The sequence below is a fragment of the Neisseria sp. HMSC068C04 genome (assembly GCF_001810105.1).
GTDB lineage: Bacteria > Pseudomonadota > Gammaproteobacteria > Burkholderiales > Neisseriaceae > Neisseria > Neisseria flavescens_B.
Genome location: NZ_KV799941.1, coordinates 1 through 14,282 on the forward strand (window position 1 = coordinate 1; position 14,282 = coordinate 14,282).

General features: G+C 44.8%; 14 protein-coding genes. 3 read left to right on the forward strand and 11 right to left on the reverse strand.

The features are described from left to right. The 11 genes from HMPREF2700_RS11400 to rfbD all read right to left on the reverse strand — a co-directional run. On the reverse strand, positions 1–367 hold a 367-nt coding region (locus HMPREF2700_RS11400; protein ID WP_283129677.1), incomplete at its 3' end, for an IgG-binding virulence factor TspB family protein. Continuing rightward, positions 309–617 (reverse strand): DUF1132 family protein, encoded by a 309-nt coding sequence (locus HMPREF2700_RS05545; protein ID WP_070590867.1) that lies wholly within the window; start codon positions 615–617, stop codon positions 309–311. The genes HMPREF2700_RS05545 and HMPREF2700_RS11400, both read right to left, overlap by 59 nt. A gap of 144 nt (positions 618–761) precedes the next feature. Next, positions 762–1,064: a hypothetical protein gene (locus HMPREF2700_RS05550; protein ID WP_070590869.1), complete on the reverse strand. Its 303-nt coding sequence runs from the start codon at positions 1,062–1,064 to the stop codon at positions 762–764. 9 nt (positions 1,065–1,073) lie between these two features. Continuing rightward, positions 1,074–1,295 (reverse strand): hypothetical protein, encoded by a 222-nt coding sequence (locus tag HMPREF2700_RS05555; protein WP_070590870.1) that lies wholly within the window; start codon positions 1,293–1,295, stop codon positions 1,074–1,076. 86 nt (positions 1,296–1,381) lie between these two features. Next, entirely contained in the window at positions 1,382–1,651 is a 270-nt protein-coding gene (locus HMPREF2700_RS05560; RefSeq protein ID WP_070590872.1) for a hypothetical protein, read from the reverse strand. A gap of 161 nt (positions 1,652–1,812) precedes the next feature. Further along, positions 1,813–2,724: a rolling circle replication-associated protein gene (locus HMPREF2700_RS05565; protein WP_070590874.1), complete on the reverse strand. Its 912-nt coding sequence runs from the start codon at positions 2,722–2,724 to the stop codon at positions 1,813–1,815. Next, positions 2,721–2,939: a hypothetical protein gene (locus HMPREF2700_RS05570; protein WP_070590875.1), complete on the reverse strand. Its 219-nt coding sequence runs from the start codon at positions 2,937–2,939 to the stop codon at positions 2,721–2,723. Before HMPREF2700_RS05570 ends, HMPREF2700_RS05565 begins: the two co-directional genes overlap by 4 nt. A 336-nt stretch (positions 2,940–3,275) precedes the next feature. Beyond that, positions 3,276–3,701, reverse strand: coding sequence for a hypothetical protein (locus HMPREF2700_RS05575; RefSeq protein ID WP_070590877.1), 426 nt, complete (start codon positions 3,699–3,701; stop codon positions 3,276–3,278). Positions 3,702–3,709: 8 nt separating this feature from the next. Next, positions 3,710–5,071, reverse strand: coding sequence for an AAA family ATPase (locus tag HMPREF2700_RS05580; protein ID WP_070590879.1), 1,362 nt, complete (start codon positions 5,069–5,071; stop codon positions 3,710–3,712). 23 nt (positions 5,072–5,094) lie between these two features. Next, positions 5,095–7,944 carry an excinuclease ABC subunit UvrA gene (gene uvrA, locus HMPREF2700_RS05585; RefSeq protein WP_070590881.1) on the reverse strand — a complete coding sequence of 950 codons (2,850 nt, stop codon included), beginning with the start codon at positions 7,942–7,944 and terminating at the stop codon, positions 5,095–5,097. Between the two features lie 150 nt (positions 7,945–8,094). Then, complete coding sequence (rfbD, locus tag HMPREF2700_RS05590; protein WP_070590883.1) at positions 8,095–8,958, reverse strand: dTDP-4-dehydrorhamnose reductase; 864 nt, start codon at positions 8,956–8,958, stop codon at positions 8,095–8,097. Positions 8,959–9,555: 597 nt separating this feature from the next. Here rfbD and HMPREF2700_RS05595 point away from each other — a divergent pair. The 3 genes from HMPREF2700_RS05595 (at position 9,556) to pnp (ending at position 14,223) form a co-directional block, all read left to right on the forward strand. Continuing rightward, entirely contained in the window at positions 9,556–10,839 is a 1,284-nt protein-coding gene (locus HMPREF2700_RS05595; protein ID WP_210389868.1) for a calcium-binding protein, read from the forward strand. Between the two features lie 163 nt (positions 10,840–11,002). Then, positions 11,003–11,866 carry a phosphoribosylaminoimidazolesuccinocarboxamide synthase gene (locus HMPREF2700_RS05600; protein ID WP_003683512.1) on the forward strand — a complete coding sequence of 288 codons (864 nt, stop codon included), beginning with the start codon at positions 11,003–11,005 and terminating at the stop codon, positions 11,864–11,866. Positions 11,867–12,102: 236 nt separating this feature from the next. Further along, positions 12,103–14,223: a polyribonucleotide nucleotidyltransferase gene (gene pnp, locus HMPREF2700_RS05605; protein WP_070590885.1), complete on the forward strand. Its 2,121-nt coding sequence runs from the start codon at positions 12,103–12,105 to the stop codon at positions 14,221–14,223. The last annotated feature ends 59 nt before the right edge of the window (positions 14,224–14,282 follow it).

Sequence of the window (14,282 nt, forward strand, 5' to 3'; positions counted from 1 at the left end):
CTTGGTAGGCGAAATAAGCAGCTGTACCCCAACCGGATAAACGCGTCCCCAATGCTGCACCTTTTTTTACCAGGCCAAATGCACCTGATAGGACGGCCTTGCGAGAAACGGAAGCTTCTATCGTTAAAGGTACTTTAGCAGAAGCTCTAGCTCCTGATGGCATATGTTCAACTATTGCAGGCTCAATAATTCGACCTGAAAATCTTTGTCCATCAACTCTAAAATCAGTTACGACAGATTTTGAATGGTCAATGCCTAATCTTACTTGAGAATTTCCAATAGGATAATGACGCAATTCAGCTAAAGCATTATTTGAAAATATCGTTAGAATTGGGATTAAAATCAAAAGTTTGGATTTCAATATCACGATAATCTACCTTTAAATTATGAATCTTTATATACAAAACAGAATCATCATTAAAATAGATTTTCCAAACATCATTAGATATTTTTCTATTTAAAAACCATTGAATTTGTTCAATAATCATAAATTTATTTTTTTTGGAAAATTCTAAAATTTCTTCTGCAAAAATAATTGCAAATGTTCTGCCAAAATATTTAGATTCTGATTGATATTTAAAAAGTGCTAATTGTGCTTCAGTAATAAAAGGTTTCATTTCTAACTTTCGTGAATGTTTCAGAAAATTAGATTCTATGCTTTATGCCTTGTTATGACTACTGAAAACTACGGATTAAGACGTACAAACAGATAGCTACCGCAAAAGGCGGTAACATACCTATAAGAAATTCAATTTCGGGTGTCATTCTTCCTCCTTACTGCTTATCATGCCTACTACTTTGACGGCAATCACAATTAGAAATAATGAAACCATTATTAAAACAAGCTGATAGCCTAGCTCACGGCCAGCTTGTGCAAATTCGCCATGCTCGCATTGAGGGAACGTAAGTTTTACTGTCTGTTCTTGATACTTCCAAGCTTTACCATCAAAAACGGCGTGATGTAACACGCCGTCTTTGTCAATCGTTGGTGAAACTTGGGTCATCAAGACATTGACGGCTTCTTGTTCGGTTTCGTAACAAATTCGGCCTACTTGATAACCCATGATTACACCTTAGACTTGATTTGCACCGCGTTTACCGATACGGATAACCGCGAATGCGATAGAAATACCTACAACGATTGCGCCCAGTGCGATGATTTCGGCTTTGTAACCAGTAATTTCTTGTTTCACAGTGTCCAAAATGCCTTCAGCCATTACAGGTGCTGACATTGCAGAAACGGCAACAGTTGCCAGAGCGTACTTCGCTTTGTTTTTCAGATTTTGGAATTTCATTTTGTTTTCCTTTAGTTAATGTTGAAAAAAAGTTTTGCGGTGTTTCGGGGTCAATTCAAGGCACACCGCAAAGCCTTGAATCTTGTTTATGCTTCGTCTGAAAAATAGATATTGTCTTTAAATGCTCGTGGAAATACTTGCATTGATACGATTTGTTGAGGCTTGTAGCCTTCATATTTTTCAGGGTGTTTGGTGCGAACTTCGCAAAGGCGCGTTTCAGTTTCGCTACGGATAATCAGACCGACATAATGCTTCTTGGTAAATGTGCCATCTTGGTTTTTGCGTTCACGCGTGAACATTCGATCAAAAGAGGCGATAACGAAAATACCTTGTCGGCGTTCGGTTTCTTGAGACATGATGTTTTTCCTTTCTTTAAGGTCAGTTTTGCTGGTATTCAACGGTTCGGGGGCGGGACGGGAGGGGCGCTCACACACGGCTTGCGCCGTTCTCCTTGCTTCGCAAGTGCGGTTTCGCGCCCATCCCGCCCCCGAACCAAAATCAACGATTGCTTGTTTCGCTACATATTGATGATGGTTTCTCGGTTGTAAAACGCCCATTTCGGGCTAATGAGGCTAGATAAAATACGGTTGTAATTTTCTTCTGTAATGGCTTTGAGTTCTCTGTTAAATTCATGTTTTGCATACTGTTTTAAATATGGCTCAATGCAGATAATCCATTGCTGGAGCTTCTCGCGCCACAGGCGCGAACCAGCACTTACAAACGAAAAATTGCTGTTTGCAATCTTCCACAGACTTTTTTTATCGATGGTTGTACGAATCAGGCGATAGCCTTTATCTTCAGGAAGTCTGCTGTTAATGTGTTTTGAAATGTACTTGGCCACATATCTTGCCAAGCCTTTACTGTTGGTCTTTACCGGCAACAATTCGGAACGGCCGAAACCGTATTTATCCATGTTTTCACGAAGGATTTGCCAAAGCTGACGAAGTGCTTTGTTTGCTGATGTGTAGTTTCGGGCTTGAATTTGCTTAAAATTCAGGCCACGTCTTATATCTTCTCGTGTATTAACAATCAGATGAAAATGGATACGACCGCTTTTCATGCGCTCGTATACGCAGATGTAGTGTTCAAAATGTTTTTTCAGGAAATTGGTGCGTAAGCTGTGAAAACGGCGTTGTGCTTCTTTCACTTCTTGAACGTCATCCGAAAAGGTCAAAGTCAAAAATCCAACATGGTTAAGGCCGAATGTTTTAATGAATTGATGTACATTCATTTCCAAAGCGCTTGATGATTTTTTGTGTGATGTTGAAAACTCGTTAAATTCGGGTTTGCATTCGTTCGGAAGGAATTTTTCATAACCAATCGGCATTTGCTTTGCATTGTTTTTATTAAGGTTTTCTGTCTCAATGCAGTTGTTACTATTTAGACAAGGAAGAGCGCGTTCCGCGCTTGCTGATGCTGAACGATTCATGCGTTATCCTCCTGATTCATGAAATCAGCTACGCACAAATCGCCATATAAAGAAGCGGTTTCTTCTGTTGCTTTTGGATTTTGGGGATTGGTTACGGGGAAAGCTCTAGTATTAATGAGCTTGGAATAGCCGTTTTTGTCGGAGAAAAGACGGACGATGAAGGCAACTGGATTTTGTTCCGGTTGTGGTGTGATAGTGTAGAAACAAATTGACATTTTAGACCCCTCTCAAATATCGGTTAAAAATATTTGTCAAGGGGTTTTAACTAAGATTTACGCCCCTTGCTTGAGGCGTAATATATAAGGCCGTCTGAAATTTCAGACGGCCTTTAGGATATTTAGATAGACTGACTCTTTCAACTGTATGATTTTAATTAAATTAAACAACAATGCTTGATACTTTAATATTTTGAAGTTCCGTATGATTCGCTGGTAGAGTGTGTAGCATGGCCACGCACGCGGAGGGGGGTATGCAGGCTACGGCTTGCTCAACAAAACAGGTGGATTTAATAGTTTATTGAATCCGGACCTAACCTATGCTTGTATGCTTGCTTAACATTTATGGAAACGACTTGATTTATAAAATTTGTGTTCCCTATCCAAAAAAACAATATAAAAATATCCATTTTTAAAGAAACCAGCTACACGAGAGTGCTGATGGATTTTTTTGATAACCCCCCAATTGTCTGTCATATTTAAATCAGGAGGGCATGAAAAATCAGTCTTTCTATTTTCAGGAAATTTTCCATACAAATTAATAAATCCCTTGTTTATTAATTCTTGTAATTTACTTGATTGGATAGTGTCAATTACTTTAAAAAGACTCATCAGCAATGAACCATCTTTTTCCCATTCCGAAATTAACTGACCATTTTTTTTATCATTCCCCTTATAATGTATCCAACTAATTAAAACTGATGTACTTTCAGGAGAACTTGGATTTTCTGTTCGATTACCAGTTTTTCGTTGTTGTATCATTTAGCTAATTACTCCATTAAATTTTCAATAGTCGCATAATCTGGAAATAATGGAACTGCTCCAAATGCGCCTTTTAAATACCTAGTTTCATAACTCTCGTCTGATAATGCACTCTCTTTAAATTCAATTAATGAATATAACTCACTTTCACCAAATTCATCTTTATTGACAAACCAAATTTGATCCCTGTTAAAAATATCCTTACTGATTAAATTAGTATCTTGAGCAGTAGCTATTAATTGACACTTCTTCGTATCCCTAAGAAAAATAGAGAAGAATTTTTTCATTAACAATGTGTGAAATTTAGCATCAATTTCATCAATAACTAGTACATGATTTTTTTCAATAGAGTCAAAAATAGGCCCCAAGAGAGCAATAAGCTTTTTAGTTCCCGAAGATTCTAAATGTAAAGGTATATGATATTCATCACCATCGATATTTTTAATTACTTCTACGATTTTCTCATGTGTTGAAGCCGTATTTTTTTTATTTTGAGAGTTAACAACATTTAGAAAGTCAGTAAGTTTTGATAAGAGCATTAAATTATCTTCTTGTTCTTTCGATAATTTATCTTTATCAATTTTATCTACAAGCTGAATAAGCGAATTAATAGCTTTAACTTTTTCCTCTAAAACAACCTCTTTATCTACAAATTTAATTTTATTAATATTTACACTTGATAAAAATTCCTGTATCCATATGGAAAAATCCTTGTTTTTTTCCAGCAGTTTCAGACTATATTGAATAAAACCATCATCACTTAAACCAGATAAAATTTTCAGTTTTTTTAACCAATTGATGATTGCCAAAGAATGTTTAGAACTTGTTCCTGCCATATCAGTAATAAAGGGAACATTTTCCTTTGTTTGTATTAAATACTTTTCTTCATTGTAAAAATTCTTAGCTTCTGGAAATAACTCTTCATTAATATAGGTAAGTTTGTTACCTTCACGCTGAAAGAGTTCCACCTCATTAAGCTTAATTTCGTTATTTGAGAAATAAAGCCATTCTCTGAAAATTATTCCATTAGATACTTTTATCCCATATTTATATAATAGATCATTTTCTGCAAGAAAAGTAATTTCAAATTCAGTTGGCTGTTCTTTTGATTTATTATCTAGTAAAAATGGAATCACCTGGTCAAGAATGTTTTTTTCTAATTCTTTATTGGCAGATAAAATAATTTCTCTAAATAATCCAATAGCTGAGATTAAATTTGATTTTCCAGCAGCATTAGCTCCAAACAAAATAGACGATTTTAATATATGATCTTCTATAAAAAACTCTTGTTCGTAACTTTGACTAATCATGCTAAATGACTGTTTACCTTTAAATGATAAATAATTTGATACTGAAAAATTAATTAACATGAATCTTCCTAATTTTCAATTTATTACTTTACTACTTCACTTAAATATTTGCTAGTATAACTGATTTTTGCCTTTGCCACATCCTCCGGCGTCCCTTCCGCAATAATTGTACCACCCCCATCGCCCCCTTCCGGCCCCAAGTCCACAATCCAATCCGCAGTTTTAATCACATCCAGATTATGCTCGATAATCACTATCGAGTTGCCTTTGCCTTTTAGACGGCCTATGACTTCCAGCAGCAGGGCGATGTCGGCGAAGTGCAGGCCAGTGGTCGGTTCGTCGAGGATGTAGAGTGTTCTGCCGGTGTCACGTTTGGAGAGTTCCAAGGCGAGTTTGACGCGCTGGGCTTCGCCGCCGGAGAGGGTGGTGGCGGACTGGCCGAGGCGGATGTAGCCGAGGCCTACGTCCATCAGGGTTTGCAGTTTGCGCGATACGGTGGGGACGGCGTCGAAAAATTCGCGGGCTTCTTCGACGGTCATGTCGAGGACTTGGCTGATGTTTTTGCCTTTGTATTGGATTTCGAGGGTTTCGCGGTTGTAGCGTTTGCCGTGGCAGACTTCGCAGGGGACGTACACGTCGGGCAGGAAGTGCATTTCGACTTTAATCACGCCGTCGCCTTGGCAGGCTTCGCAGCGGCCGCCTTTAACGTTGAAGGAGAATCTGCCGACGTTGTAGCCGCGTTCGCGGGAGAGGGGTACACCGGCGAAGAGTTCGCGGATGGGGGTGAACAGGCCGGTGTAGGTGGCGGGGTTGGAGCGCGGGGTGCGGCCGATGGGGGATTGGTCGACGTTGATGACTTTGTCGAGGTGTTCGAGGCCGTGGATGTCGTCGTATGGGGCGGGTTCTTCTTGGGCGCGGTTGAGTTCGCGGGCGGTGATTTTGGCGAGGGTGTCGTTAATCAGGGTGGATTTGCCGCTGCCGGATACGCCGGTGATGCAGGTAATCAAACCGAGCGGCAGCTCAAGGGTAACGTTTTTGAGGTTGTTGCCGCGCGCGCCTTTGAGGACGAGCATTCTGTCGGGATTGACGGGCGTGCGTTCAGACGGCACGGCGATGGATTTTTTGCCGCTGAGGTATTGTCCGGTAACGGAATTTTCGCATTTGGCGACGTTTTCGGGCGTGTCGGCAATTAGTACGTTGCCGCCGTGTTCGCCCGCGCCGGGGCCCATATCGACCACGAAATCGGCTTCGCGGATGGCGTCTTCATCGTGTTCGACCACAATCACGCTGTTGCCCAAATCGCGCAGGCGTTTGAGGGTGGCGAGCAGGCGGTCGTTGTCGCGCTGGTGCAGGCCGATGGAGGGTTCGTCCAAAACGTACATTACGCCGGTCAGGCCGCTGCCGATTTGGCTGGCGAGGCGGATGCGCTGGGCTTCGCCGCCGGAAAGGGTTTCGGCGGAGCGGGAGAGATTGAGGTAATCCAGCCCGACGTTAATCAGGAAGCCGAGTCGCTCGGTGATTTCTTTGAGGATTTTTTCGGCGATTTGTTTTTTGTTGCCGTCCAAATCCAGCATTTCAAAAAATTGGTGGGTTTTGGTCAGCGGCCAGGCGGAAACTTCGTGCAAGGGTTCGCCGCTGACGTAAACGTAGCGGGCTTCTTTACGCAAACGTGCGCCGCCGCAGCTCGGACAGGCGCGGTGGTTTTGGTATTCGCGCAGTTTTTCGCGCACGGTTTCGCTGTCGGTTTCGCGGTAGCGGCGTTCGAGATTGGGGATGATGCCTTCGAAGGCGTGGCTGCGGTTGAAGGTGGTGCCGCGTTCGGATAGATAAGTAAAATCAATGACTTCTTTGCCGGATCCGTGCAGCACGACTTTTTTCACTTTTTCAGGTAGCGTTTCCCAAGCGGCGTTGACATCAAATTTATAATGATGTGCCAGCGATTGAATCATTTGGAAATAGAATTGGTTGCGCTTGTCCCAGCCGTCAATCGCGCCTGCGGCTAGGGATAATTCAGGATGGGCGACCACTTTTTCGGGATCGAAGAAATTGGTGTTGCCCAAGCCGTCGCAAGTCGGGCAGGAGCCCATCGGGTTGTTGAACGAAAACAGGCGCGGCTCTAATTCGGGCAGGCTGTATGAACATACGGGGCAGGCGAAACGCGCGGAAAACCAATGCTCTTCGCCGCTGTCCATTTCCATCGCCAGCGCGCGCTCGTTGCCGTGGCGCAGCGCGGTTTCAAAACTTTCCGCCAGCCGCTGCTTGATGTCCGCCTTCACTTTCACGCGGTCGATGACCACGTCGATATTGTGCTTGATGTTTTTTTCCAGCTTCGGCACTTCGTCAAGCTGATAAACTTCGCCGTCCACGCGTACACGCGCAAAGCCCTGAGCCTGTAAGTCGGCAAAAAAATCGACAAACTCGCCCTTACGCTCGCGCACTGCCGGCGCCAAAATCATCACGCGTGTGTCTTCCGGTAGCTTCAAGACGGCATCAACCATCTGAGATACGGTTTGGCTGGATAACGGCAGCTTGTGTTCGGGGCAGTAGGGTGTGCCGACACGTGCGTACAAAAGGCGCAGGTAGTCGTGGATTTCCGTTACCGTGCCGACGGTGGAGCGCGGGTTGTGGCTGGTGGATTTTTGCTCGATGGAAATTGCAGGCGACAGGCCTTCGATCAAATCGACATCGGGTTTGTCCATCATCTGCAAAAATTGACGGGCATAGGCTGAAAGGCTCTCGACATAACGGCGTTGGCCTTCGGCATACAAAGTATCAAACGCCAGCGACGATTTGCCGCTGCCTGACAATCCTGTTACCACCACGAGCTTGTGGCGCGGAATGTCCAAATCGACATTTTTCAAATTATGTGTACGCGCGCCGCGGATGCGGATGGTGTCATTATCGTGTGAATGTTTAGGATGATGGTTGCACATATTGTCAGGCCGTCTGAAAAATAAAATAAACGGCTATTGTAGCACTTTTCAAATGACAGACTGGATAGATAAAGCATTTGATATAAAAGAAACAAAGAGGCCGTCTGAAAATATGTTTTCAGACGGCCTTGATATAGATGGATCAGCTTATCAGTCGATTTTGCGGAGAATTTCGCGCAGGGCTTTTTGCCAGTCGGACGGTTTGATGCCAAACTCGGTTTCGAGGCGTGAGCAATCCATAATGCTGTATGCCGGACGCGGAGCGGGCAGGGGGTATTGATCGGTGGTGATTGCGTTCAGTTCCGGAATGCGGAAGCTGTTGTCTAATTGGTGGGCCGTCTGAAAGATGGCTTTGGTAAATTCGTACCATGTTGCCGATTTATTGCCACAGTAATGGAAGATGCCGCGTGGGGAAGTGAGCTGTTGCAATAAACTGATGATGGCGTGAGCCAAGTCGCCTGCATAAGTCGGGCAGCCGGTTTGGTCGTGAACAATGGAGAGGGAATCGCGTTCTTTGGCAAGGCGCAGCATGGTTTTGACGAAATTGCTGCCGTATTCGCTAAACAGCCATGAAGTACGGATGATTGTACTTTCCGGATGCGCGGCTAAAGCCAAAAGCTCGCCTGCTACTTTGGATTGACCGTAAGTGCTGCGTGGATTGGTGTAGTCGGTTTCTCGGTAAGGGCGTTTGCCTTCGCCGTCGAATACATAATCAGTGGAAATATGGATAAAGCGGGCGTGTGCGGCGCGGGCAGCTGCGGCAAGGTTATGAACAGCGGTTGCGTTGACGGCAAAAGCAGCCTCTGCGTTTTCTTCTGCTTTATCGACGGCAGTGTAAGCTGCGGCATTAACGATGGCATCTGGTTGGAAGTTTTTGATCATATGATGCACGGCTTCGGTATCGGTAATGTCCAGCGAAGTAGAGTCGGTAGCAATCAGTTCCCAATCTTCGGGCAGGCGGTCGCGCAGACAACGGGCAAGCTGGCCTTTGGCTCCGGTCAATAAAGTACGCATGGTTAAGTATCTCCTCTGATAGCTGTTAAATAGGTATTCGTGTCATTATAGTGTAAATAAGACAAATTCACATTATTGGCGTAAAACAAAATGCAGAGGCGGCTGTATTTGGGTGAATTGTCGATATTATCTATCCATAATAATAACCGCTTATTGGTATTATGTTTGTTTACTATAACTAGAGTTAAAGTTCAGCTTTTAACAAGATGGATAAAGGATCTATGCTGTTTGAGAGAGTGTGAATCAATGTTAATGTTTTTATTGTTGCTAGGATAATGGAATTTAAAAACAGGCGAGACTCCGTCCTTTTGTCGGCAAATTCTACCGTTTGATATTTTTGAGTAAATATTTTGAAAAATATTACTAAAATAATAATTGAGCAAGGGCGGATTTGCTCGTTCCGCTAGCTCGATATCTTTATTAACTATTTTGGGAGTAATTATTATGGCATACTGTTACGGGGGGTACTATGCTAGACCCCTGGTTAGTTCTTACTGCGCTCCTGCGCCTAAGGCTTCCTACTCTTCTTACTACTGCGCTCCTGCAGCAAAATCTTCTGTTTCTATCGGCAGCATTGCTAGCATTGCCAGCGTCGGCGTGTCAGTAGTTAATGCGGTAACTGGTTTGGTTTCTGCTATTGCGGCTTTCTGCCCACCAGCAAAAACGCCTAATTACAAATGTGTTCCGGTTTGCCCACCTTACAACTGCAATCCGATCAAACCGATCCCATGTCCAAAACCACAACCTAAACCTCAGCCTAAACCTCAACCAAAACCTGAGCCTAAACCTGAGCCACAACCAGAACCGCAACCAGAACCAAAACCACAACCAAAACCTGAGCCTAAGCCAGAACCAAAACCTGAGCCTAAACCAGAACCAAAACCTGAGCCTAAGCCAGAGCCAAAACCTGAGCCTAAACCAGACTGCAAAGACTGTGTTGACGACCATAACCAAAACAACTCATACGGTCACGAAGACAAAAACCCAGGTAATGTCATCCGAGCTGAAGACTGCAAAGACGGCAACGTTATCCGCGGTACTGATGCTAAAGATACCATTTATGGTACTGCTTGCGAAGACATCATCTACGGTGGCAACGGCACAGACGTAATCTACGCCGGTGCTGGTAACGACACCATTTACGGTGATGCCGACGGTGACTCTCTGTACGGTGAAGAAGGTAAAGACTACCTGCAAGGTGGTGCCGGTAACGACTACCTGAACGGTGGTTCCGGTGCTGACATCATGCGCGGTGGCGACGGTAACGACGTTTACTTCGTTGACAATGCCAACGACCAAGTTATCGAGTACGGCAATGCACAGGCCGGTATCGATACTGTTCGTACCGTTATCGACTACACTTTGACCGATCACGTTGAAAACCTGATTTTGCAAGGTATGCAAAACCTGAACGGTACCGGTAACTCTTTGAACAACAACATCGAAGGTAACGGCGGCAACAACCATCTGTACGGTTTGGCCGGTGACGACTGCCTGGTTGGTAAAGACGGTAACGACTACCTCGACGGCGGTGTCGGCAACGACATCCTGATCGGCGGTACCGGTAACGACACTTACTTCTTCGACAAAGGTTACGGTCACGACACTATCCGTGAGGAAAGCGGTAATGACACCCTGTTGTTCGGTAAAGGCGTTGCAGCTTCTGACGTATTGCTGAGCAAATCAGGTGCTAACCTGACTGTTTCTGTCGGTACTAACGACAGCATCACCATCGACGACTGGTTCACCGGTAACGATCACAAAGTTGAAAACTTCAAGTTTGCTGACGGTAGCACTTACCAAGTAACCGGCCACGGCGACTACTACTCTCTGTCTGCTGTGAACCAAATCCAAGATCAGACTCAGGCTTCTGTAATCTGATAGGATGGTGATTTTCAGGGTTTTTCCCTGAAATCAACGGTTAAGGCCGTCTGAAACCAAAATATAAGGTTTCAGACGGCCTTTATTTTGTAAACAATCTGACGAAAAATTCCAAATTGGGCTAAAATACTGCATTCTTCTGTCTACCTAAGAGATACCCGAAATGTCTGAAATCAGCTTGAAAAAAATCTACTCCGGCAAAGTACGCGATTTATACGAAATTGACGATAAACGTATGTTGATGGTTGCTTCCGACCGCCTGTCTGCATTCGATGTGATTTTGGATGACCCGATTCCGGGTAAAGGGGAGATTCTGACGCAGATTTCTAATTTTTGGTTTAAAAAACTGGCTCATATCATGCCTAACCACTTTACCGGCCATACGGTTTACGATGTTTTACCTGAAAACGAAGCCAAAGTTTTAGAAAAACGCGCCGTCGTGGCTAAAAAACTCACTCCGGTGAAAGTAGAGGCTATTGTGCGCGGTTATCTGGCAGGCAGTGGTTGGAAAGATTATCAAAAAACAGGCTCTGTTTGCGGTATTCAACTGCCTGAAGGTATGCAGGAAGCGCAACAACTGCCTGAAGTGATTTTTACGCCATCGACCAAAGCTGAGGTTGGCGATCATGATGAAAACATCAGCTTTGAAGAATGCGAACGCATTATCGGAAAGGAATTGGCGGCGGAAGTGCGCGCCAAAGCGATTCAGCTTTACACAGAAGCGGCCGAATATGCCAAATCTCGCGGTATTATTATTTGCGATACCAAGTTTGAATTTGGTTTGGATGAAGAAGGTACGTTGACTTTGATGGACGAAGTGTTGACGCCTGACTCCAGTCGTTTTTGGCCTGCCGACCAATATAAAGTAGGTACCAATCCGCCATCTTTTGACAAACAATTTGTCCGCGACTGGCTGGAGCAAAGCGGTTGGAACAAAAAAGCGCCTGCGCCTAAAGTGCCTGCCGATGTGATTCAAAAAACAGTCGAAAAATATCAGGAAGCATTGACTTTGCTGACTCAGGATTGATTTTGAAGTTTGAAGGCCGTCTGAAAGAGATATGTTTCAGACGGCCTTTTTATTGTATAAATACTGGATTTTAAGGATGGTTGCCTTTATAATCGAGAGTTGTTTTCAGCGCCTTAAAGGCCGTCTGAAAGCTTGTTTATAACCTGCCGCACGGTCTGAAACCCTAACTATGCACATTCGGATTTTAGTGTGCATTATTAGTGTTTTAGCAGTGCGGTATTTTGAAAGGAACAATAATGTTCAATAAACACGTTAAGACCTTCCAATACGGTAATCAAACCGTTACTTTGGAAACCGGCGAAATCGCTCGCCAAGCCGCTGCTGCCGTTAAAGTATCCATGGGTGACACCGTTGTTTTGGTTGCCGTTACCACCAACAAAGAAGTGAAAGAAGGCCAAGACTTCTTCCCTCTGACTGTCGATTACCTCGAGCGTACTTATGCAGCAGGTAAAATCCCCGGCGGTTTCTTCAAACGTGAAGGCAAACAAAGCGAAAAAGAAATCCTGACCAGTCGTTTGATCGACCGTCCGATTCGTCCTCTGTTCCCTGAAGGTTTCTACCACGACATCCAAATCGTAGCGATGGTCGTGTCTGTTGACCCTGAAATTGATTCTGACATTCCTGCAATGTTGGGCGCATCTGCCGCGCTGGTGTTGAGCGGCGTACCGTTTGCCGGTCCGATTGGTGCGGCACGCGTGGGTTATGTAAACGGCGTGTACGTTTTGAACCCGACTAAAGCCGAATTGGCGAAATCACAATTGGACTTGGTTGTTGCCGGTACTTCTAAAGCCGTGTTGATGGTGGAATCCGAAGCCGACATCTTGTCTGAAGAAGTGATGCTGGGTGCAGTTGTTTACGGTCACGATCAAATGCAAGTGGCCATTAATGCCATCAATGAGTTTGCTGACGAAGTCAACCCAGAAGTTTGGGATTGGAAAGCACCTGAAACCAATGAAGAATTGGTTGCAAAAGTACGCGAAATTGCCGGTGAAACCATTAAAGAAGCGTTCAAAATCCGTCAAAAACAAGCGCGTTCTGCCAAATTGGACGAAGCTTGGAATGCTGTAAAAGAAGCATTGATTACTGAAGAAACCGATACTTTGGCTGCCAACGAAATCAAAGGCATTTTCAAACACTTGGAAGCCGATGTTGTCCGCAGCCAAATTTTGGACGGCCAACCGCGTATCGACGGTCGCGACACCCGCACTGTTCGTCCGTTGAACATTCAAACCGGCGTATTGCCGCGCACTCACGGTTCCGCACTGTTTACCCGTGGCGAAACCCAAGCTTTGGCGGTTGCAACTTTGGGTACTTCACGCGACGAGCAAATCATTGATGCGCTGTCCGGCGAATACACCGACCGCTTCATGCTGCACTACAACTTCCCTCCATACTCTACCGGCGAAGTAGGTCGCGTAGGTGCGCCAAAACGTCGTGAAATCGGTCACGGTCGCTTGGCTAAACGTGCGTTGTTGGCCGTATTGCCAGAACCTGAAGATTTCAGCTATACCATGCGCGTGGTTTCTGAAATTACCGAATCCAACGGCTCTTCCTCCATGGCTTCCGTATGCGGCGGCTGTTTGAGCCTGTTGTCTGCCGGTGTGCCTTTGAAAGCACACGTTGCCGGTATCGCCATGGGTCTGATTTTGGACAACAACAAATTTGCCGTTTTGACCGACATCTTGGGCGACGAAGACCACTTGGGCGATATGGACTTTAAAGTAGCCGGTACAACAGAAGGTGTAACCGCGCTGCAAATGGATATCAAAATCCAAGGTATTACCAAAGAAATCATGCAAATCGCTTTGGCTCAAGCCAAAGAAGCACGTTTGCACATCTTGGATCAGATGAAAGCTGCTGTTGCAGGCCCACAAGAGCTGTCTGCACACGCGCCACGCTTGTTCACCATGAAAATCAACCAAGACAAAATCCGTGATGTTATTGGTAAAGGTGGCGAAACCATTCGTTCGATTACCGCTGAAACCGGTACTGAAATCAACATCGCTGAAGACGGTACCATCACTATCGCTGCGACTACTCAAGAAGCAGGCGATGCAGCGAAAAAACGCATCGAAGAAATCACTGCCGAAGTGGAAGTGGGCAAAGTGTATGAAGGTACTGTGGTTAAAATCCTCGACAACAACGTTGGTGCGATTGTCAGCGTGATGCCGGGCAAAGACGGTTTGGTACACATCAGCCAAATCACCCACGAGCGCGTACGCAATGTCAGCGACTACCTGAAAGTAGGTCAGGTTGTGAATGTGAAAGCATTGGAAGTAGACGACCGCGGCCGCGTGCGCCTGTCTATCAAAGCTTTGCTGGAAGCGCCTGCTCGCGAAGAGAAAGCAGCCGAATAATCTGATTATTCAAGCTTGAAACAAAAGGCCGTCTGAAAATTTCAGACGGCCTTTTGTTT